The 20,627-nt window shown below is 70.9% G+C and carries 17 protein-coding genes; 6 read left to right on the top strand and 11 right to left on the bottom strand.

Features of this window, described 5'->3' with window-relative positions; all coding sequences use genetic code 11:
• Positions 1 to 100: 100 nt before the first annotated feature.
• Both BLU79_RS39065 and BLU79_RS39070 read right to left on the bottom strand, forming a co-directional pair.
• The gene (locus BLU79_RS39065; protein WP_093910777.1) at positions 101 to 844 is read right to left on the bottom strand and encodes a response regulator transcription factor; all 744 of its coding nucleotides are present in this window, start codon (positions 842 to 844) and stop codon (positions 101 to 103) included.
• Entirely contained in the window at positions 841 to 1,704 is an 864-nt protein-coding gene (locus BLU79_RS39070) for a sensor histidine kinase (protein ID WP_093910778.1), read from the bottom strand. The genes BLU79_RS39065 and BLU79_RS39070 overlap by 4 nt, the downstream gene beginning before the upstream one ends.
• Positions 1,705 to 1,843: 139 nt before the next feature.
• Here BLU79_RS39070 and BLU79_RS39075 point away from each other — a divergent pair, with 139 nt between their 5' ends.
• The 3 genes from BLU79_RS39075 (at position 1,844) to BLU79_RS39085 (ending at position 6,141) form a co-directional block, all read left to right on the top strand.
• Positions 1,844 to 2,554: an ABC transporter ATP-binding protein gene (locus tag BLU79_RS39075; protein ID WP_093910779.1), complete on the top strand. Its 711-nt coding sequence runs from the start codon at positions 1,844 to 1,846 to the stop codon at positions 2,552 to 2,554.
• Positions 2,551 to 4,866 (top strand): ABC transporter permease, encoded by a 2,316-nt coding sequence (locus BLU79_RS39080; RefSeq protein ID WP_093910780.1) that lies wholly within the window; start codon positions 2,551 to 2,553, stop codon positions 4,864 to 4,866. The genes BLU79_RS39075 and BLU79_RS39080 overlap by 4 nt, the downstream gene beginning before the upstream one ends.
• 369 nt (positions 4,867 to 5,235) lie before the next feature.
• Positions 5,236 to 6,141, top strand: a complete 906-nt coding sequence (locus tag BLU79_RS39085; RefSeq protein ID WP_093910781.1) for an aminoglycoside phosphotransferase family protein — start codon at positions 5,236 to 5,238, stop codon at positions 6,139 to 6,141.
• On the opposite strand, the gene BLU79_RS39090 is transcribed toward BLU79_RS39085, so the two are convergent.
• Together BLU79_RS39090 and BLU79_RS39095 are read right to left on the bottom strand one after the other, a co-directional pair.
• Positions 6,131 to 6,634, bottom strand: a complete 504-nt coding sequence (locus BLU79_RS39090; protein ID WP_093910782.1) for a hypothetical protein — start codon at positions 6,632 to 6,634, stop codon at positions 6,131 to 6,133. The two genes, BLU79_RS39085 and BLU79_RS39090, sit on opposite strands and share 11 nt — an antisense overlap.
• 143 nt (positions 6,635 to 6,777) lie before the next feature.
• Positions 6,778 to 8,097, bottom strand: a complete 1,320-nt coding sequence (locus BLU79_RS39095) for a jacalin-like lectin (protein ID WP_093910783.1) — start codon at positions 8,095 to 8,097, stop codon at positions 6,778 to 6,780.
• 270 nt (positions 8,098 to 8,367) lie between these two features.
• Between BLU79_RS39095 and BLU79_RS39100 the strand changes: the two genes are divergently transcribed.
• Positions 8,368 to 10,110 carry a PHP domain-containing protein gene (locus BLU79_RS39100; protein ID WP_093910784.1) on the top strand — a complete coding sequence of 581 codons (1,743 nt, stop codon included), beginning with the start codon at positions 8,368 to 8,370 and terminating at the stop codon, positions 10,108 to 10,110.
• A complete protein-coding gene (locus BLU79_RS39105; protein ID WP_093910785.1) occupies positions 10,107 to 10,619 on the top strand; it encodes a hypothetical protein in 513 nt (170 codons plus the stop codon). The genes BLU79_RS39100 and BLU79_RS39105 overlap by 4 nt, the downstream gene beginning before the upstream one ends.
• 1 nt (position 10,620) lies before the next feature.
• On the opposite strand, the gene BLU79_RS39110 is transcribed toward BLU79_RS39105, so the two are convergent.
• Positions 10,621 to 11,703 (bottom strand): glycoside hydrolase family 10 protein, encoded by a 1,083-nt coding sequence (locus BLU79_RS39110; RefSeq protein ID WP_256333629.1) that lies wholly within the window; start codon positions 11,701 to 11,703, stop codon positions 10,621 to 10,623.
• A 120-nt stretch (positions 11,704 to 11,823) separates the two neighbouring features.
• Here BLU79_RS39110 and BLU79_RS39115 point away from each other — a divergent pair, with 120 nt between their 5' ends.
• Positions 11,824 to 13,098 carry an MFS transporter gene (locus tag BLU79_RS39115; RefSeq protein ID WP_093910787.1) on the top strand — a complete coding sequence of 425 codons (1,275 nt, stop codon included), beginning with the start codon at positions 11,824 to 11,826 and terminating at the stop codon, positions 13,096 to 13,098.
• Positions 13,099 to 13,133: 35 nt separating this feature from the next.
• Here the strand turns inward: BLU79_RS39115 and BLU79_RS39120 are convergent, their stop codons facing one another.
• The 6 genes from BLU79_RS39120 to BLU79_RS39145 all read right to left on the bottom strand — a co-directional run bounded on the left by BLU79_RS39120 (position 13,134) and on the right by BLU79_RS39145 (position 20,607).
• Positions 13,134 to 13,949 (bottom strand): ABC transporter permease, encoded by an 816-nt coding sequence (locus BLU79_RS39120; protein WP_093910788.1) that lies wholly within the window; start codon positions 13,947 to 13,949, stop codon positions 13,134 to 13,136.
• A gap of 1 nt (position 13,950) precedes the next feature.
• Positions 13,951 to 14,757, bottom strand: coding sequence for an ABC-2 family transporter protein (locus BLU79_RS39125; RefSeq protein WP_093910789.1), 807 nt, complete (start codon positions 14,755 to 14,757; stop codon positions 13,951 to 13,953).
• Position 14,758: 1 nt separating this feature from the next.
• Complete coding sequence (locus BLU79_RS39130) at positions 14,759 to 15,766, bottom strand: ABC transporter ATP-binding protein (protein ID WP_093910790.1); 1,008 nt, start codon at positions 15,764 to 15,766, stop codon at positions 14,759 to 14,761.
• Positions 15,767 to 15,862: 96 nt separating this feature from the next.
• The gene (locus BLU79_RS39135; protein ID WP_093910791.1) at positions 15,863 to 18,742 is read right to left on the bottom strand and encodes a glycoside hydrolase family 2 TIM barrel-domain containing protein; all 2,880 of its coding nucleotides are present in this window, start codon (positions 18,740 to 18,742) and stop codon (positions 15,863 to 15,865) included.
• Positions 18,743 to 18,754: 12 nt separating this feature from the next.
• Complete coding sequence (locus BLU79_RS39140; RefSeq protein ID WP_093910792.1) at positions 18,755 to 19,642, bottom strand: carbohydrate ABC transporter permease; 888 nt, start codon at positions 19,640 to 19,642, stop codon at positions 18,755 to 18,757.
• On the bottom strand, positions 19,639 to 20,607 hold the full coding sequence (locus BLU79_RS39145) for a carbohydrate ABC transporter permease (protein WP_093910793.1): 969 nt from the start codon (positions 20,605 to 20,607) through the stop codon (positions 19,639 to 19,641). The genes BLU79_RS39140 and BLU79_RS39145 overlap by 4 nt, the downstream gene beginning before the upstream one ends.
• Positions 20,608 to 20,627: the final 20 nt, after the last annotated feature.

Below are 20,627 nucleotides of genomic sequence, written 5' to 3' on the forward strand. Positions count from 1 at the left end.
GCCTAGGGCCCCTAGGAGGCATCCTAGGCAGGTCAGCGGCCCGCGAGGAATTTTTGGACGAGTGAGACGAGTGAGTGGAAAGACCGGTCGCCGGGCGGTCTCATGGGCGCGGGGTTCTCCCCGTGTCGCTGTCCCCGCGCCGGACCAGCCCCGTCTCGTAGGCGAGGACGACCGCCTGGGCGCGGTCCCGCAGGGACAGCTTGGCGAAGATGCGGGCCACATGGGACTTCACCGTGGCCTCGCTCAGGGTGAGGTGGGCGGCGAGCTCCGTGTTGGACAGGCCACGGCCCAGGAGGGTCAGGACCTCCAGTTCGCGGGGGGTCAGGGGTGCCAGGTCGGCGGGGACGGCGGGTGGATGGCTGGTGGGGTCGGTCGGGAAAGTCGGGTCGGTCGGGTCGGTGGGCTCGTGGGCGAAGCGCTCCACCAGGCGGCGGGTGATGGAGGGGGCCAGCAGGGCGTCGCCCGTGTTGACCAGGCGCACGGCCGCCGCCAGGTGCTCGGGTGTGACGTCCTTGAGGAGGAAGCCGCTCGCCCCGATCGACAGGGCCGTGTAGACGTAGCGGTCCAGGTCGAACGTCGTCAGCATCAACACCCGGCAGTCCGGTGCCTGTCGGAGGATGCGGCGGGTGGCCTCCAGGCCGTCCAGGTTCGGCATGCGGATGTCCATCAGCACGACGTCCGGGCCGAGTTCGCGTGCCATCCGCACCGCCTCCAAACCGTCCGCGGCCTCACCGACCACCTCGATGCCGCGCACGGTCAGGATCAGCCGGAAGCCGGTGCGGATCAACGTCTGGTCGTCGGCGATCAGGACGCGCGGAGTCGGCTCGGTCGCGGGCGCTGTCATGGGAGGTCCAGGGGAATGCGGGCCCGGACGCGGTAACCGCCGCCGAGGCGCCGTCGGGCATCCAGGTCACCGCCGTACACCGCGACCCGCTCCCGCAGCCCCAGCAGGCCGCGACCGGTGCCTTCCCGGTGCCGCACGGCGGGGCGGGGCCGCTGCGGCGCCCCGCCGGTCAGCACGCTCGGGCCGGTGTTCAGCACCTCCACGCGCAGGGCGTGGTCCGCGTACCGCACCGTGACCCCGGCCTTGCCGCCGTCGCCGTGCCGGAGCGCGTTGGTGAGCGCCTCCTGGACGATGCGGTACGCCGTCACATCGATCCCCTGCGGGAGGGGGCGCGGTTCCCCGGAGATCCGGACCTCGACGGGCAGCCCGGCGAACGACACGCGGTCCACCAACTGGCCGAGCCGGTCCAGGCCGGGTTGCGGGGTGAGGTCGGCGGCCGTGGCGTCGTACGCGTCCGGGCCCTCGCCCATGTCGTCGTCCTCGCCGCTCGGCGACGGCGCCAACAGCCCCAGCAGATGCCGTAGATCCGTCATCGCGCCCCGCCCCGCGTCCTCGACCGCCCGCAGCGCCGCCGCGGCCTCGTCCGGCATCGTGCCCAGCACCTCGCGGGCGGCTCCCGCCTGGACGACCATGAGGCTGACGTTGTGGCTGACGATGTCGTGCAACTCGCGGGCGATTCGCTCGCGTTCGGCCGCGACCGCGGCGCGGGCCGCGCTCTCCCGCTCCCGCTCCAGCAGCCAGCCGCGCTCCCCGACCGCGTCCCGCCAGCGGCGCCGCGTCCGCAGCAGCGCGACGGACAGCGCGAGTACGGCCGCACCCGCCACCGCCAGCGCCGGCCAGCCCGATTCCCAGTCCCCCATGGGGTTCACCCTGGCAGACGATCACCGCGAACGCATCGGCCCGGAGATGCAGGCCCTGCATCCGCAGGATGAGGCGCCCTGCCAAGTGCCATCCCGGGAGTGATGTCCGGGCCGGGGCCCGCCTCGTAGCGTCCTGCCCATGGTCACTGAGGACAGCAGCAGGGGAGAGGTCGTCGTACGGCTCGACGGCCTGCGCAAGGAGTACGGGGAGACCACGGCGCTGGCCGGGGTGTCGCTGGAGATCCGGGCCGGGGAGGCGGTCGCCGTGATGGGGCCCTCGGGGTGCGGGAAGTCCACGCTCCTCAACATGATCGCCGGTCTTGACCGGCCGACGGGCGGCACGGTCCTCGTACACGGCGAGAACGTGGGGGAGTTGGGCGAGAAGGGGCTCGCCCTGTACCGGCGGCGCCGGATCGGCATGATCTTCCAGTTCTTCAACCTGATCGACGATCTGTCGGCTCTCGACAACGTGGCGCTGGCCGCCCAGCTGACCGGTACCCCGGCCCGGCAGGCCCGCCGCCGTGCCCTTGAGCTGTTCGACGAACTCGGCGTCGCGGACCGTCGCAACGCCTACCCGGCGGTGCTCAGCGGTGGCGAGCGCCAACGCGTCGCCGTCGCACGGGCGTTGATGAACCGTCCCGCCCTGCTGCTCGCCGACGAGCCGACCGGCGCCCTGGACAGCCGCTCCGGAGAGCAGGTGATGGATCTGCTGCTCGACCTCAACCAGATCGGCCAGACCCTGATCCTGGTGACCCACGACGAGCATCTCGCCCGACGCTGCGCCAGCCGCCTGATCGAGGTCGCCGACGGCCGGGTGACCGGCGAGACCACCCTGGAGCCGTCCGCATGAGGGCCGTATGGCGCGCCGCCCGCGCGGCGGTACGGCGGCGCAGGCTCCAGACGCTGGTCATCGCTCTGGTCACGCTGACCTCGACCGTGGCCATGGTGGTGGCCCTCGGTCTGCTCGATGCCGCCTCCGCCCCCTTCGACAAGGCCTTCGGTAAGCAGCGCGGCCCCCATGTGGTCGCCGCCTTCGATCCCGACGAGGTCTCCGACACGCAGTTGGCGGAGGCGGCCCGGCGGCCCGGCGTCGAGGCCGCAGCAGGGCCCTACCCGCAGGCCACGGTCGAACTGCCGGACGGCAGCATGAGTTTCGGCCTCGGCAACGAGATCACGGTCGTCGGCCGCGCCGACCCCGACGGCCCCGTGGACCGCCTCGACCTGTGGGCGGGCCGCTGGGCCACCCGGCCCGGCGAGGTCGTGCTGAACCGGCAGTCGGACTGGACCCCGGACGATCTCGGCAAGCGGCTCCCGATGCCCTCGGGCGGCCCCGCCCTCACCGTCGTCGGGTTCGCCTTCGACCTGAGCCGCACGGCCGACGCCTGGGTCGCGCCGGAGCAGATCGACGCCCTGCGGCCGACGGCCACCCAGATGCTGTTCCGCTTCCCCGACGCCTCCTCGGACGGGCGGCTGCGCGCACAGCTGGCCACGGTGACCGAAGGGCTCCCGGCGGACGCGCTCACCGCCTCACGGTCGTATCTCACCCTCAAGCACCAGGTGAGCAGCTCGGCGCGGGCGTACACCCCGTATCTGATGGCCTTCGGCATCCTCGGCATCGCGGTCGCGGTGCTCATCATCGGCAATGTGGTCAGCGGCGCGGTGATCTCCGGGTTCCGGCACATCGGCGTGCTCAAGGCGCTCGGCTTCACGCCGGGGCAGGTGGTCGCCGTCTACCTCATGATGATCTCCGTGCCGGCGGTGGCCGGGTGCGTGCTCGGGACGGTCCTCGGCAACACCCTGGCGAGCTTCTTCTTCGAGTTCGTGTTCACGGGGCCCGACGCGGGGGTGTTCCACGGCAGCGTCTCCGTCTCCGCCTGGGTGAACGCGGTCACGCTGCTCGGCATGCCCGCCGTCTGCCTCCTCGCCGCGCTGGCCCCCGCACTGCGCGCCCACCGCATGTCGGCGGCACAGGCGATCAGCGCGGGCAGCGCCCCACGCGCCGGACGGGCCCTGGGCATCCAGCGCCGCCTGGCCGGCAGCCGGCTGCCGCGCTCGGTGAGCCTGGGCGTGGGCCTGCCGTTCGCCCGGCCGGGCCGCAGTGCGCTGACGCTGGCCGCCGTGGTCCTGGGGGTGACCACGGTGACGTTCGCGACAGGCCTCGCGACGACGATGGACCGGTTCGGGAACGCGGGGCGCGACGCCTATCAAGTGACCGTGTACGCCTCCAACGTCAAGAACGGCAAGGAGATCCTGCCGAAGTACGGCGACCGTGAACTCCAGTCGCTGCTCGCCGGGTTGCCCGATGCCACCGGGGTCACCGCCCGGGCCTCCGTCGACGTACGCCTCGCGGGCAGCGCGCATCCGGTGATCCTCGAAGGACGCCGCGGCGACCGGCTCCAGCTGGACGGCGTACTCACCGAGGGGCGCTGGATGCACGCCGACGGTGAGATCGTGGCCGGTTCGGCGTTCCTGCGCCAGAACGGCGTACGGGTCGGCGACCGGGTCGCCCTGGAGAAGGGCGATCGGAGCGAACGGGTGCTGGTCGTCGGGGAGTTCATGGAGAGCAACGCCCGGGTGGTGGTCACCGACTGGCCGACGCTGGCGGCGCTCGCCCCGGACGCGAAGCCCATCGCGTACCACGTCGAGCTCCGGGACGGCACCGACCCGACCGCGTACGCCCGCGCCGCGCGGGCCGCCGACCCCGGGATCGGTACCGATGTGCGGGGCTCCAACTCCATCACCCAGACCATCGTCGGCTCGGCCACCGCCCTCACCCTGATGCTCGCCCTGGTCGCGTCCCTCGGCGTCTTCAACACGGTCGTCCTCAACACCCGTGACCGCCGACGGGACTTGGGCATGCTGAAGTCGATCGGGATGACGCCGCGGCAGGTCACGGTGATGACGGTGACGTCGATGGCGGTACTCGGCGCGATCGGCTCCCTGCTCGGCATCCCGCTGGGCGTGGCGGGCTACGAGCTGGTGATCCCACGGATGGCGGACGCGGTGGACATCACCCTGCCCGCGTACATGACGGACGTGTGGCGGGCCCCGGCCCTCGCCGCACTCGGCCTTGCCGGGCTGGTCATCGCGGTGCTGGGGGCGTTCGTGCCGGCGCGCAGGGCTGGGCGGTTGACGATCGCGGAGGTGTTGCGGAGTGAGTGAGGGGGCCAGAGATGGCGCCGGGCGTCACGGGCTCGGGGCACCGGGGTGCGGGCGTGCAGTGGTGCGGGACTCGCGACGGCCGCTGGATCGCCGCCCGGTTCCGCCGCTGGGCAGGTTTCCCCGGGATGGCGCCGGGCTTCAGGAGCCCGAGGCGCAGGGCGCGCGGGCATAGGGGTGCGCGTGCAGGGGTGCCGGGCTCCCTGGTCGCTGGATCGTCGCCCGGTCCCGCCGCTGGGCGGGTTCTCCGAGACGGTGCCGGGCGTCAGGGGCCCGGGGCACAGGGGTGCCGGCGTGCGATCGTGCTGCCGTGCGGCGCTCGCGCTCGCCCTATCGCCGCCCGCCCCCGCCGCCCGAGTACGGTTGCTCCGCATGACCCACACAGAGATCGAGATCACCGCCGAGCTGGTCCGGGACCTGCTGCGCGACCAGCATCCCGATCTCGCCGATCGCCCCGTGCGGCTCGGCGCGCGTGGCTGGGACAACCAGTTGTGGCGACTCGGCGACGACCTCGCCGTCCGGCTGCCGTGGGCGACGTCGACCGCGGACGCGCTGCTGCGCAAGGAGCACGCCTGGATGCCGGGCCTCGCCCCGAATCTGCCTCTGCCGGTCCCGGTCCCGCAGCGGTTCGGCGAGCCCTCCGAGCGGTTTCCGCGGCCCTGGATCGTCACCACCTGGGTACCGGGCTCGCCCGCCGACCGTGACCCCGTCACGCGCGGCGAGGAGGCGGCCGACGCCCTGGCCGCCTTCCTGACGGCCCTTCACCGGCCCGCTCCGGAGGGGGCGCCCGCCGGTCGGGGGCGCGGCGGTTCCCTGGCCGACTGCGCCGAGGGGTTCGCCAAGCAGCTCGCCTCGGCCGTCGAACAGGGACTGATCCCCGACCCGGACGCCGTCCGCGCGGTCTGGGAGGACGCCGTCGCAGCGCCCGAGTGGACGGGCCCGGCCGTATGGCTCCACTGCGACCTGCATCCAGCCAACGTCGTCACCGCGGACGGCACCTTCTGCGGGGTGATCGACTTCGGCGACCTGTGCGCGGGCGATCCGGCCTGCGATCTCGCCGCCGCCTGGATCCTGCTGCCGGACGGCGTGGTGGACCGCTTCCACGCCGCCTACCGTCCGGCCCCCGACGCCGCGACCCTGCGGCGCGCCCGCGGCTGGGCGTTGGGGCGCGCCCTCAGCGGCCTTCTCATCGGAGAGGCGGGTGTACGGGGCCTCCCCGGAGGGAAGCCCAGCTGGGGTCCACCGGCCCGGGCTTCCCTGCAGCGCCTCACCGGCTAAGGGGTGCCTGCACGGCGGCGTTGCGAACCAACCTCAGCTCGGTCGACGGCCGCTGGCGCACCTCCTGCAGCGTCCAGCCGTACTCACCGGAGCGCTGCGCCGCATGACCGGCGCCCACGGCACGGTACTTGCGCACGGGAATGTCCATGTCCCGCTGGTTCGGATCGGCCGAGAACTTGGTGAGCTTGGCCTCGAGACGTGCCTGGTAGAAAGCGGCGTCGCCTTCGTGGCCGAGCTCGGGCAACGTGACGAACCAACGGGGCCAGATCGGGATGACCCTGAACACCGCGTCCATCAGCTTCAGATATCCCTTCTCCACGCCGGGTATCAGGCTGAGCAGTTCGATCACGAAGCCGAAGGCCAGGAGAACGAGGAAGAGCGCCAAGCACAACAGCCAGTGCACCGGCGCGTACACCGTGGTGAGCAGGAACTGGCACGTCAGGCGAGTGGTGCCGCGGACGGGCAGGGGTTCCCAGGACGGGTCGCGGTGCATGGGCTTCTCTCAGGTGTGGGGGGACAGAGGGACACGGGCCAGGTGGATCATGGCGGCCGATCACATTGTGCAATGCGCCGCCGACCGGACCGTATTCAGCACTGCCTCCCCCCACCACGCCACCACCCGCGCCACATCCACCGTCAGCCGATCGGCGCGTACAGCACCCCCAGCTTGTCGATCTCGTCGCCCGCCCGCCCCGTGAAGCCGACGATCTGCCAACCGGACGGTGCCGTGAAGGTCTTCGCGTCCGACGTCGCCGTGCCGGAGGCCAGCGTGCGGCCCTTGTCCGTCGTGAACGACGCCGAGAAGATCCGCGTACGGCCGTCTTTCTGACCCTGCGTCAGCTTTAGGGCGGTGAGGTGCTCGCCGGAGGCCAGGGTCAGGGACGTCGCCGTGCCGCCCGTGCCGCCGTGGGTGAGGGTCGTGCCGCCGTCGTGGGCGAGGGAGACCGCGTCGAGGCGGGAGCCGCCGCGCAGGGTGAGCGTGCGGGGCGCGGAGGTGGCCGGGAGGTCGTCGGCGTCGTTGAAGGCGGTGCCGTGCGGGCCGCCGAAGAAGTCGCTCGCCCTCAGGGAGAAGTTGAGGGTGTAGGAGAAGTCGACCGTGTGCGGGAAGTGGTCGGAGAGGTGCTCGCCGTCCTCGCGGAGGAACTTGGCCCAGTCGTTGTTGTAGCGGGTGGCGTTCAGGGTCAGCAGCTTGCTGCCGCGGTAGAGGACCTTGTCCACGACCTCGCAGTCGTTGGTCGGCGCGGTCGCGTCGCAGAGCAGCGCGTCGCCGCCCGCCGCCGGGGGCGTACCGCCCTTGACGAGCTGCACCCAGGCGTCCGTGAGGCCGTTCTCGCCTACGAGGGTGCGGATGTTGTCGCCGGTGCGGGTGTAGCGGGTGTTGGTGTCGCCCATGACGATCACCGCGTTGCCGGCCGAGTTGGCCTGGATGAAGTCCGAGAGCTGCTCGACGTTGGCGCGGCGGGCGGCGAGCGCGGCGTCGTCGGAGTCGGCGTTGGTGTGGACGTTGTAGAGGTCCACGAACACGCCCTCGGCCAGCCGCACCCGGGCCAGCGTGAAGCCCTTCGGCGTCAGGCAGTTGGTGCCGGTGCAGTCGTTCCACTTCACCCGCTCGAAGTCCTCGAAGGCATGGTCCGAGAGGGTGTTGAGGCCGTCGCCGATGCCCGCACCGCCGCTGGTCGCCGTGCGGTACGGGTGGGTGTCGTTGGCGTACAGCGAGGCGTGGTAGTTGAAGTCCTCCTGGACGTTGACGATGTCGTACGGGGCCAGGCGCTGCCCGATGAGCGGCGTGTTGGTCTCGGGGTCGCTGTCGCCGAGGCCGAGGGGGAGGCCGGCGATGTTGTACGTCAGGACGTTGAAGGTGCCGGAGGTGGCGGCCGTCGCGGACGGGGCCGCGGCGGTGGTGAGGCCGGTGAGGGCCAGCGCGGCTGCCGCGAGGGTGCCGATCAGTCTTCTCATGGTGGGGGTGTCTCCGCTGGGGGTGAGGAACGAGAAGGTGAGCGTTGCTCAGGTTCGATGTCAACCAGGGTGACGTACAAGGGCGGTTGAGGAAACAGTGAGAGACGTGGCGATCCGCCGTGTCCGGGGCACCCGGTGGCCACGCGGCGCTCGTTCAACGTTCATGTTTCGCCTTGATCCTCCACAGACGGCGCAGAAGCGCCGGAGCGGGCGGCCACAGACGGCAGCCGTCAGGCAGCCGTGGAAGGCAGCGGCAATGGGGAGGCGTTCATGGGACACGGGCACGCGCACGGCCATCACCACCACGGACACGGGCACAGCCACGGTCACTTGCACGGAGACGACCACTCGCACGACGCGCAGGCGTCCGGTGCCCTGCCCGCCGCCTTCGACACCTCCGTCCCCGACGAGGCCCTGACCCCCGAACAGCAGTCGCGCCGCACGCTGCTGCGCCGGGCTGGCCTGCTGGGCGCCGGACTGGCCGCCGGCGGCGTCGTCGCCCCGACCGCGGCCGCCACCACCTCCACCGCGTCCCCCGCCTCCGGCGGCCGCAGGGCGAACGGCTTCCTGTGGCTGGCCGGCGACCACCACATCCACACCCAGTACAGCAGCGACGGCAAGTACCGCGTCGTCGACCAGGTCCGCCAGGGCGCCAAGCACGGCATGGACTGGCTGGTCATCACCGACCACGGCAGCACCACCCACGCCAAGATAGGCGTCGACAAGGTCAACCCGGACATCAAGGCGGCCCGCGCCGCCTACGAGGACACCCTCGTCTTCCAGGGCCTGGAGTGGAACATCCCGGGCGCCGAGCACGGCACCGTCTTCGTGCACCCCGGCACGAACGAGGTCTCGGTCCTCAAGCAGTTCGAGACCGACTACGACGGCAGCGTGAAGGGCGCCTCCGACTCCACGCCCACCAACGAGGCACTGGCCATCGCGGGCCTGAACTTCCTTGCCGCACAGGTGGAGCGCCGCAAGGTCAAGGACGCGCTGATGCTCGCCAACCACCCGGCGCGGCGCGGCGTCGACTCCCCGCACGAGATCCGCGGCTGGCGTGACGCGAGCCCGACGCGGCAGATCGCCGTCGGCTTCGAGGGCGCTCCCGGTCACCAGGCCGCGGGCCTCCCCGCACCCCTCGGCATGGCCCGCGCCCGCGGCATCTACGACAACAACCCCAGCGCCAACTCCTTCGCCGGCTACCCGCTGGAGAGCTACCGGACCTGGGGCGGCTTCGACTGGATGACCGCCACCGTCGGCGGCCTGTGGGACAGCCTCCTCGCCGAGGGCAAGCCGTGGTGGATCACCGCCAACTCCGACTCCCACCAGGTGTACGCCGACACGGCCGTGCGCGGCACCGGCGGCGACTTCAACACCGACGGCCGCTACCCCGACCCGGTCTACGGCGGCCAGATCGACATCACCCAGGGCGACTACTGGCCCGGCCAGTACAGCCGTACGCACGTCGGTGCCGACGGTTTCTCGTACGCCGCCGTCATGGACGGCATCCGCGCGGGCCGCATCTGGGTCGACCACGGCGGGCTCATCAGCGGCCTCGACGCGCGCGTCACCGGCGGTCGCCGCTGGGCCACGCTCGGCGGAGCCCTGCACGTCAGGAAGGGCACGAACGTCACGCTGACGGTCGACGTGGCGATGGCCGGCGGCCCCAACTGGGCCGGTTTCGTGCCGAAGTTGGCCCGCGTCGACGTCATCCAGGGCGACGTCACCGGCCCGGTCACCGACAAGGACACCTTCATCGCGCCGACGGCCAGGGTGGTCAAGTCGTACGAGGTGAACAAGTCGACCGGCACGGTCCGCCTCACCTACGACCTCGGCAGGGTCGACCACCCGGTCTACGTCCGCCTGCGCGGCACGGACGGCAACCGGACGGCCCCCGGCGCGATGGGCGCCGCCGCCGACCCGGCCGGCCCGGCCATCGACGTCGTCGGCGACGCCGACCCGTGGCGCGACCTGTGGTTCTACTCCAACCCGGTGTGGGTCCTGCCCTCGTGACGCCGTACGACCTGACGGTGGACGCGGATGTCCGGGACCTCCGCACGGCCGATCATCTGCTCCACACCCTGGCGGCCGAACTGGCCCTCTCCGAGGGCGTGTTCGGGTGCACGCATCTGGTGAGGGGAGACCGCCCGAGGGTCCTCGTCTCCCTTCGTCTCCCGTCGGAGCCGCTCCTGCGTACCGCCCAGGAGCGGCTCACGGCCGGAGGTCACCAGGTGTCACCCGGGGTGCCGGACGCGGAGGGCAGGGCGGTGATCTACCCGGGCGTCGCGACGCTGACCGGCGCGGTGACCATCGCGGACGTGGTGTCCGGTTCGGCCATCGACCGCGTGGCGGTCCTGGGCATGTCCGGCCCACCGGCGCCGGACGCCGCCCTGGTGACGGGCGACCATGTTCGCCCACAGTGGCAGAACGGCGAACTGGTGCTGACCACCATGCCCGCCGTGGGCGGCACCCTCGTCCCCTTCGAGGTGCCGAATCCGACGCCGTGTTGCGCGGACCACTGATTCAGGCCGCCGGATTGAGCCCGTTCGACAACCCGGTGTAGGCGGGCTTCGCACCGTAGCTCTCGTTGTACGGCAGGGCTGCCCCGTACCCGCTGAAAGTCCCCGGCACCCACGAGTACTTGTCCGTCAGACCCCACGCGGTGACGCCCGCGCAGCGCGGCACACCCAGGCAGTTCTCGCTGGCCGTCTTGTAGTCCGTCGACTGCTGGGCGAGTTCGGCGGTGGAGGCGGGCAGGGGGATGCGGACGTCGAGTTCGGTGAGGGAGACCTCCAGGCCGAGGTCGGAGAAGCGCTTGAGGTTCCCCTTCATCGAGGATGGCAGCCCGCCGACGACGAAGTGCGACTGGAAGCCGATGCCGTGCAACGGGACGCCCTGGGCGAGGAGTTGCTTCGCGAGGTTGTACAAGGCGTCGCTCTTCGCGTTGTCCGCCTCGATGTTGTAGTCGTTGATGTAGAGCTTCGCGTTCGGGTCCGCCGCGTGTGCCCAGCGCAGGGCATTGGCGATATGGCCGGTGCCGAGCTTGTCCTGCCACAGCGAACTGCGCATCGAGCCGTCCTCGTTGAACGCCTCGTTGACGACGTCCCAGGCGTAGATCTTCCCCTTGTGGCGGCCGACGGTCGTGTCGATGTGCTTCTTCAGGAGCGTGTTCAGCTCGGACGCCGAGAAGTTGCCGTTCTTCAGCCAGGACGGCAGCTGCGCGTACCAGACGAGGGTGTGGCCCCGTACACCCTGGTTGTGCGCGGCGGCGTGGCTGACCAGGCGGTCTGCCGCCGCCCAGTTGTAGCTGTTCCGGCTCGGCTCCAGCGCGTCCCACTTCATCGCGTTCTCCGCCGTCACCGAGTTGAACTCCCGGTCCAGGACGGCGGTGTACGCCGACTCGCTCTGCAACGGCCCGTCGGCGACCGCCGCGCCGATCCGCACACCGCGTCCGTCGGCGTACCCGCGCAGGGTCGTCGCGGCCGAGGCGTCCGGGGTGAACTGGGGGACGGCGACGACCGCGGTCGCGACGAGGGCGCCCACGGCGGCGAGGGGGAGGGGGCGGAAGAGGCGTCGGCGGCGGTGGGCGCGAGGGGTGGGGGACACGGCTCCTCCTGGGGGTGGGGGGACGCGGGTGCGGGTGCGTTCTTTCTGGGTCGCCGCCAACGTCCTTAAGGTTGCCGGGGAATCGCGGCGCATTGGTGGTGTCGAGTCGACGGGGGGACGATGACGTACGAGGCACAACGCGAGGGTGATGCCGACAGCGGGACGCCTCGCGAGCAACCGCCCGGCCGCCCCTCGCGCCCGCTCTGGCGGCAACGGGACTTCGGTGTCTTCTGGGCCGCGCAGACCCTCTCCGTCCTCGGCGACTCCTTCGCGCTGATCGCCCTGCCCCTCCTGGTGCTGGAAGCGACCGGCTCGCTGGCCCGCATGGGCCTGCTGACGGCGGTCGGCGGGGCCGCCTCGGTCGTCGCGGCCGTGTTCGCCGGGGCCGTCGTGGACCGGGTCGACCGGCGCAGGCTGCTCATCGTGTGCGACCTCGTGCGGATGGCGCTGTACGGACTCGTCCCGTTGGTCTGGCTGTTCGGACCGCAGATCTGGCTGCTCTACGTGGTCCTGCCGCTGTGCGAGGCCGTCGGCATGCTGTTCGCCGTCGGCTACGTCACCGTCGTGCGCGGCCTGGTCGGCACCGACCAACTCACCGAGGCCAACGGCAGGCTGAACGCGACCGCCGCGGCGGCCGGTGTGCTCGGGCCGCTGTGTGCCGGCCTGGTCGCCGCCTGGTCCGGCCCGGCCGCGGCCGTCGGCGTGGACGCGGCCAGCTTCGGTGTCTCCGCCGCCTGTCTGGTCTTCGTACGGCTGCGGGGGCGCCCGGCGAAGTCGGCACAACGGTCGGGACTGTGGCGGGACCTGCGCACCGGCATCGCCTTCCTCCGCGGTCACCCGGTGCTGCGCGCCCTGACGGCCCTGCTGTTCGTCTTCAGCTTCCTCACCCTCGGCCTGAACGACCTGGTCATCTACCACCTCAAGCACGACCTCGGCCACGACGACGGCACGGTCGGCACCGTCATGGCCGTCGGCGCACTCGGCACCATCACCGGCGCCCTGCTGGTGGCCCGGGTCCGCCGCAGGCTCGGCTTCGGACCGACCTGGACCGGTGCGGTCGCGATGTGCGGGCTGTCCTTCGCCGGACTCGGCTGGGCCCGGGACGTCCCTGCCGTCGCGGCCCTGAGCGCGTGCTTCCTGGCCTGCGTCGCCATGGCGGGCACCTGCTCCATGTCCCTGCGCCAGGAGGTGACCCCGGAACCCCTGCTGGGCCGGGTCACCTCCGCCTTCTGGACCCTCCACTACTCGGCGGCCCCGATCGGCGCGGCCGTCCTCACCTGGGCCGCGGACCGGCACGGCACGGCCCCGGTGAGCCTGGTCGCGGGCGGCTGCTGCGTACTGATCGCAGCCGCCGCGCTCTTCACCCCGATCCGGAGCTCGGGCCACCGGCCCTGACGTGACCGACTCCCACGCCGACCCGTCCGATCACGTCATCCGTTCACTCCCGTGTAGTGCCGCAACGCCCACCGCCACACCACCCGCGACGCCAGATACCCGGCGACGCCGAGCAGCGGAGAGGCCGCCGCCAGCCAGTACGGCACGCCGATGTCGTGGTCGTGGCCGGTCAGTACGGCGGTCGGGAGGTAGGCGACGAAGGCGAGGGGAAGGGCGTACGTCAGGAAGCCGCCCACCGCCCGAGGCAGGACGTTCAGCGGGTAGCTGCCGAACGTGCCGAGCAGCTCCTCCAGCCAGCGGCTCCAGTAGTCGGCGGCCGGGAACCGCAGGCAGGCGCCGGCGATCGCGGTGAACAGGGCCGCCTCCAGCAGCATGCCGCCGATGATCGCGGCGATCAGATACGAGATCCGGCCCGCCGTCCAGTCCAGGTGACTGCGGCTGAGCGCGCCCACCATCAGGCCCGCCGCGACCGTCAGATCGCCGATCGCGTTGGTCGGGAAGTAGGCGAGCTGGACCTGGCGGTGCACCGGCATGGGGCGGAGGAGGTAGACGTCGATCCTGCCCTCCTGGACCTGCCGGCCGATGAAGTGCATCCGTCCCAGGAACAGCACGAACAGCCCGTGCGCGAGCATCCGGATCGCCGGGATGAGGAGGACGTCCGAGCTGTCCCAGCCGCCCATCCCGGTGAACCGCGCCAGCAGCACCGTCGCGAACACGATCACCGACACCTGCCAGATCGCGCCGATCGCGATGTTCAGCAGGAACTCCGCGCGGTACTCCATCGCGGCCCGGATGTTGAGCAGCGAGATGCGCCACACGATGCGCAGGGACTTCGCGGTCTTCGACGACATCTCAGCCTCCCTGCGAGATCACGCGCCGCGCGGCCCGCCGCCACACCCACCGGGTGAACAGCGCCAGCACGACGACCCACGCGGCCTGAATGGCCAACTGGACGCCCGCGTCGGACAATTCGATGCGGCCGACGTAGATCGACAGCGGCACGCTCAGCGTCGCCTGGAACGGCAGGAAGCCGCTCAGCGTGATGAACCAGTCCGGGAAGAACCACAGCGGCGCGTACACCCCGGACAGCAGGTTGTGCGCGAAGATCAGGATCAGCATCGCGGAGTTGTTGCGGAGGGTGAAGAAGCACAGCTGGTCGAGGGTGAGCATGACGTAGTACAGGACCCACTGGCCGAGCAGCATGCTCACCGCGAACACCGCGGCCACGGCCGCCGACTCGGGCGGTTCCACGACTCCCGCCACCAGGCACACCGTGTATCCGCCGAGCGCCCACGCCAGCCCGTACAGCTGCTCGCCGAGGGCGCGCAGGGCGTAGTAGCGCTGGGGCGGCAGCGGGCGCAGATACCAGTAGACGATCGTGCCGAAGTGCATGTGCTGCAGCACGGTGTCCCGGCCCGCGTACTGGTCCAACTCGCGTAGGCGGGAGGCGAGTACGGCCAGCATGGCGTACGTGACCGCCTGGTCGCGGCTCAGTCCGGCGGTGGTGCCCGTCTGGGCGTACAGGCCGCGCCACAGCGACGCCACCAGGACCACCTGTACGGTCAGCCGCAGCAGGACGGCCGTCATCCGGGGTGGTGTGTGCAACTCGCCGAGCGGCGTGACGCGGGCGGCGCGCCAGCCTTGCAGTACGGCGGCCATCTCAGGCCCCTTCCCGCGCCGGCTCGGCATGCGCGTACGCGGCCCGCATCACGTCCTCGAGGTCCGCCTCGTCGAGGGCGAGGTCCGTCACCTCGTACCGCTCGATGACCTGCTTGAGCGCCTGGTGCACGGTCGGCGCGTCGGGGCCGTCCGGCCCGAAGACCGCCTGTGGGCCCTCCCGCCGCAGCAGCGCGATGCCCGGCAGGGCGCCGACCTCGGTGTGCGGGTCGGCGAGCGTCACCCGCACCTGCCAGGTCGAGCCGAACTCGCGGCGGATCTCGTCGAGGGTGCCGTCCAGGACGAGGCGCCCGTGGTTGATCAGCACGACCCGCTCGGCGAGCCGCTCGACCTCCGTCATGTCGTGGGTGGTGAGCAGGACCGTACGGCCGCGCTGCTCCACCTGGTGCCGCAGGAACTCCCGCACCTGCTCCTTCACCACCACGTCCATGCCGATGGTCGGCTCGTCGAGGAAGACGACCGGCGGGTCGTGCAGCAGCGCGGCGGCCAGGTCGGAGCGGACGCGCTGGCCGAGGGAGAGGTGGCGGACCCGGGTGTCCCAGAAGGAGGAGAGGTCGAGGAGGTCGTCGAACTCCTTGAGGCGGGCGGCGTGTTCGGCCTTCGGCACCTCGTAGATGTCGCGCAGGATCGCGAACGACTCCCGCACCGGGAGGTCCCACCACAGCTGGGTGCGCTGCCCGAACACGGTGCCGATGTTGCGGGCGTTGCGCTCGCGCTCCTCGTACGGCACCACACCCGCGACCCGGGCCTCGCCCGCGCTGGGCGTGAGGATGCCGGTGAGCATCTTGATGGTGGTGGACTTGCCGGCGCCGTTCGGGCCGAGCAGGGCGAGGAGTTCGCCGGGGGCGACGGAGAAGGTCACGTCACAGACGGCGTGCTTGGCGACGCGCTCGGGGTTGACGAGAGAGCGCAGTGCGCCCGCGAAGCCGGGGCGGCGGGTCGTGGTGTGGAAGGTTCGGGACAGACCGCGAACCTCGATATTGCCATTCAAGCGACATCAACTCCCTTGATATAAACGCAAGTTGCGGCCGGTCGGCATCTCTGCCGACCGGCCGCTGGTGGCTCTCCGACGGTGTCGGAAAGTCGATCAATCGGTCTCGGCGATCGAGAACACGAACGAGAACTCCGTCGGCTCCGGCTTCAGGAAGTACTGCGGCAGCGGACCCGGACCGCAGGACTGCGAGCCGATGCCGTGCTGGCCGTGGTCGAGGTTGACCCAGACCGTGTCTCCCGGAGTGAGGTCGGTCAGGTGCCGGGCGGCGTCCAGCTGCTCGTTGGTCCAGCGGCGGGCGCTGAACCAGAACTCCGGGGCGCCGTCGATCCTCAGCCCGCCGAGCTCCACCCAGCGGACGTCGGCACGGGCGCCGTTCTCCTGCGGGCGGACGTACGGCGTCTGGAGTTCCTCGATGCTCGCGTCCCACTGAAGGTGCTTCGCCGCGGCCTTGGTGTCCGGGTACGCCTCGCCGCCACTGCCGTACCAGACCGCGGAGTCGGTGCCCTCCGCGGGCAGCCCGAAGCGGACGCCGAGTCGGGGCAGCGGCACCTTCCAGTCGCCCTCGGGGACAACCGAGACGGTGAGCCGCAGTCGCGTGCCGTCGGACGTCCACCGGTACACGGTGCGCAGGCCCACCTCGCGGGCGGCGGGCGCCACCCGGGTCCGGACGATCAGCGCGTCGCCGTCCGACTCCACGCCCTCGATCCGGTGCCGCATGCGGTGCAGGCCCAGCTGCCGCCACAGCACGCCCCACCGGGTGTCGTCCTGCCAGGACGCACCCTCGTCGTTGTCGGTGGTGGCGCGCCACACATCCAGGCGCAGGCCGGTGACGTCCACCCCGCCGACGGACTGCAGGGCACCGCTGCGGGCGTCGAACGTGGCCGGGCCGAGCGTGATCCGGTCGCCGTCGGCCGTGGGCCCGGCACCGGTGGCGGCCGGGAGGGGAGCGCGCGGCGTGATCGTCCGCTGCGCCCACGCCACCTCATGGCCCTTGCCCGCCCAAGGGGTGTCCTCGGCGAGCAGCGCGCGGACCGTCCACTGGACCTCGTCGCCGTTGCCGTCGGGTGCGGACGCCGGCAGCTTGACCTCCGCCGACTCGCCCGGTGCGAGCGGCGGCACGGCGAGCGTGTGCGCGCCGGTGGGGAATCCGTCCACTTGGTACGAGAACTCGAACCGAAGGTGCGAGAGATCGCCGAAGTCGTACGCGTTCGTCACGCGCACCGTGCCGTCGGCGCCGTCACCCTCGATCCGGACCGGCTCGATCACCTTCTTGTACTCGACGAGCCCCGGCGACGGCGTCCGGTCCGGGAAGATCAGCCCGTCGCAGACGAAGTTGCCGTCGTGCAGCTCCTCGCCGAAGTCACCGCCGTAGGCGTAGCCCAGCTCGGCGTGCTTGACGCCGTGGTCGATCCACTCCCAGATGAAGCCGCCCTGGAGCCGCTCGTGCCGCTCGAAGATCTGCTGGTAGTCCGCGATCCCGCCCGGTCCGTTGCCCATCGCGTGGCCGTACTCGCACTGGATGAAGGGCAGCTCGCGCCGCTTGTGCGTGCCGCCGTCCAGGTGCTGGCCGATGCGGTCGACCTCCTCGTGGGAGGCGTACATCCGCGAGTAGACGTCGGTGTCCCGGCAGTCCCAGTCGCCCTCGTAGTGCACCAGCCGCGAGGAGTCCCGGCCGTGGATCCACTCGGCCATCGCGGTCAGGCCACGTCCGGTGCCGGCCTCGTTGCCGAGGGACCAGAAGACGATCGACGGGTGGTTCTTGTCGCGCTCGACCATGCGGGCCGCGCGGTCCAGCAGGGCCGGGGTCCAGCGGTCGTCGTCGACGGGGTTGTCGCGCCAGGCCTGCTCGGTGAAGCCGTGGGTCTCCAGGTCGCACTCGTCGATGACCCACAGGCCGTACTCGTCGCACAGGTCGAGGAAGGCCGGGTGCGGCGGGTAGTGCGAGGTGCGCACCGCGTTGAGGTTGTGCCGCTTCATCAGCAGCACGTCCTCGCGCATGGTCTCCAGGTCGAGGGCGCGGCCCTTCTCGGGGTGCCACTCGTGCCGGTTGACGCCCTTGAAGAGGATCGCCTTGCCGTTGACCTTGATCAGGCCGTCTTCGAGGACGACGGTACGGAAACCGATGCGCAGCGGCACGCGCTCGCCCGCCGTGACCAGCTCGCCGTCGTACAGCTTCGGCGTCTCCGCCGACCACGGCTCCACCGCGACCGTCACCGGCTCGCCGGTTGCGACATCGATGTCGAGAGCGGGCACGGACACCCGCCCGTCGACGTCGGAGTCGACGCGCAGGGTGCCCTCGCCCGTGCCGTGGTCGTAGGAGGCGTGCACGAAGAAGTCGCCCGCGCTGCCCGTCGGGCGGTGCAGCAGGGTGACGTCACGGAAGATGCCGGGCAGCCACCACTGGTCCTGGTCCTCCAGGTAGGAGCCCGCCGACCACTGGTGCACCCGGACGGCGAGCACGTTGCCGGCCGGCTTCAGCAGCTCGCCGACCGTGAACTCGTGGGCCAGCCGGGAGCCCTTGAACTCGCCGAGCTCCGTGCCGTTCAGCCAGACGCGGGCGCAGGACTCGACGCCGTCGAAGCGGATGGCCGCCCCGCCGTCCGCCGGCCAGTCCGCCGGCAGGTCGAAGACGCGCAGATGGTCACCGGTGGGGTTCTCCGTCGGGACGTGCGGCGGGTCCACCGGGAACGGGTAGAGGTGGTTGGTGTAGATCGGCGAACCGAACGCGCCGTCGCCCTGCAGGACCCAGTGGCCGGGGACCGTGACCTCGGCCCAGGGGCTGCCGTCGTACCCCTCCGCGGCGAAGGAGTCGTCCTCGGCGTCGGCCGTCGCGGACAGCCGGAAGCGCCAGCTGCCGTTCAGGGACAGGGACTTCGCGTCCGAGGTGGCGTACCAGGCGCGGGGCGGGAGGGCCCCGCGGCCCGGGGAGACGTCCTCTACGTAGTCGACGGGCGGGGTGGTGCGGAAAGACATCGGTCTCCTTGCTCAGCCCTTGATGCCGGTCTGCGCGATCCCCTGGACCAGCCAGCGCTGGAGGAAGAGGAACACGAACACCAGGGGCAGGATGGAAATGGCCGTGGCCATGAAGATCAGGTGGTAGTTGACGGTCTGGTTCGTCATGTACGACGAGAGCGCGACCTGGACCGTCCAGGCGCTCGGGTCCTGGCCGATGACCAGCGGCCACAGGAAGGCGTTCCAGCCGTTGATGAAGGTGATCGTGGCGATCGCCGCGAAGAAGTTGAGCGAGTTCGGCACGACGACACGCCAGTACGCACCCCAGTAGCCGAGCCCGTCCACGCGTGCCGCCTCCTCCAGTTCTTTCGGGAACCCGAGGAAGTACTGCCGGAACAGGAAGCACGTGAAACCACTGAACAGGCCCGGAATGATGAGACCTCGGTAACTGTCCACCCAGCCGAGCGACGACACGAGGACGAAGCTGGGCACGAAGGTGACGGCCGTGGGAACCATCAGGGTCGCCAGGACGGCGTAGAACACCTTGTTGGCGTGCTTGTACGGGATCCGGGCCAGGCCGTAGCCGGCCATCGAGCAGATCAGCAGGATGCCCGCCGTGTGGAGGACGGCGACGACCACGGAGTTCCACAGGGACTGCGCGAAGTCGACCGTGACGTCGTCGAACGGCTCGGTGATGTTGCCCCACTGGATGGAGGTGGGGAACCACTTCCACTCCTCGCCCGTGATCTCCTGGTCCGTCATCAGCGCGTTGCGGACGATCAGGTAGAAGGGGACGAGGAAGAGGAGCGCGGCGACGCCGGTCGCGATGTACAGACCGGTGTTGCCCATGACGCCGCCGCGCCTGGCCTTGGCCTTCGCCGGCTTCGTGACCTTCCCGAGGTCGGGTGCAGTGGTGGTCACTTGGACTCCTCACCCCTTCCGAAGCCCATGATCTTGCCCTGGAACAGCGTGACGATGCAGATCAGGAGGGTCAGGACGACCGCGCCCGCGCTGCCCGCGCCGTAGTTCTGGTTCTCGCCGAGGGCCATCTTGTAGAGCTCGACCAGCGGGGGCTGGCCCCAGGTGGCCTTGGGGAGCAGATTGAAGAACTCGTCGAAGGCCTGGTAGGCGGCGATCAGCAGGAGCAGGATCACCGCGGTCGACGTGGCCCGCAGCTGGGGCAGTGTGATGTACCGGAAGGTCTGCCAGCCCGACTTGGCTCCGTCGATGGCGGCGGCCTCGTACAGCTCCCGCGGGATGTTCTGGAGTGCGGCCAGGAACAGGATCATGTAGAAGCCCGACTGGAGCCACAGGCGTACGGTCACGATGACCAGCCAGTACCAGGGCGGATCCGGGTTCGCCAGCCAGGCGATGTTGTCGATGCCGAACCAGCCGATGACCGTGTTCATCAGACCGAAGCGGACGCCGTTGAAGATGGACATCTTCCAGATCAGCGCGGCGGCGACATAGCTGACCGCGGTCGGCAGGAAGAACACCGACCGGAAGAACGCCCGCATGAACCGCAGCCGGTTGACCAGCAGTGCGAGGCCCAGCGACATGGCCCAGGTGGCCGGCACGATGAACGCGGCGAACACGGTGAAGGTGACGAGGGAGTTCCTGAAGTCGGCGTCCGTCAGGATCTGCTTGTAGTTGTCGAAGCCGACGAACTCGCTCGGTGTGACGGTGAAGCGTGCCTCGAAGAAGCTGAGATAGATGCTCCAGCCGATGGGCACGAAGACGAAGATCACCAGGCCGATCAGGAACGGACCGGTGAAGAGCCAGAAGTTGAAGGTGCTGTTCGCCCTGAGGCCCCGCCGCGGCCGGTCCTTGGAGACCTTGGCCGAGGCGGGGTTCTTGGCGACCCCGCGTGTGGTGGTGGTCGACATGTCGAGATCCGTCCGGCGGT

The sequence above is a fragment of the Streptomyces sp. cf386 genome, assembly GCF_900103585.1.
Lineage (GTDB): Bacteria > Actinomycetota > Actinomycetes > Streptomycetales > Streptomycetaceae > Streptomyces.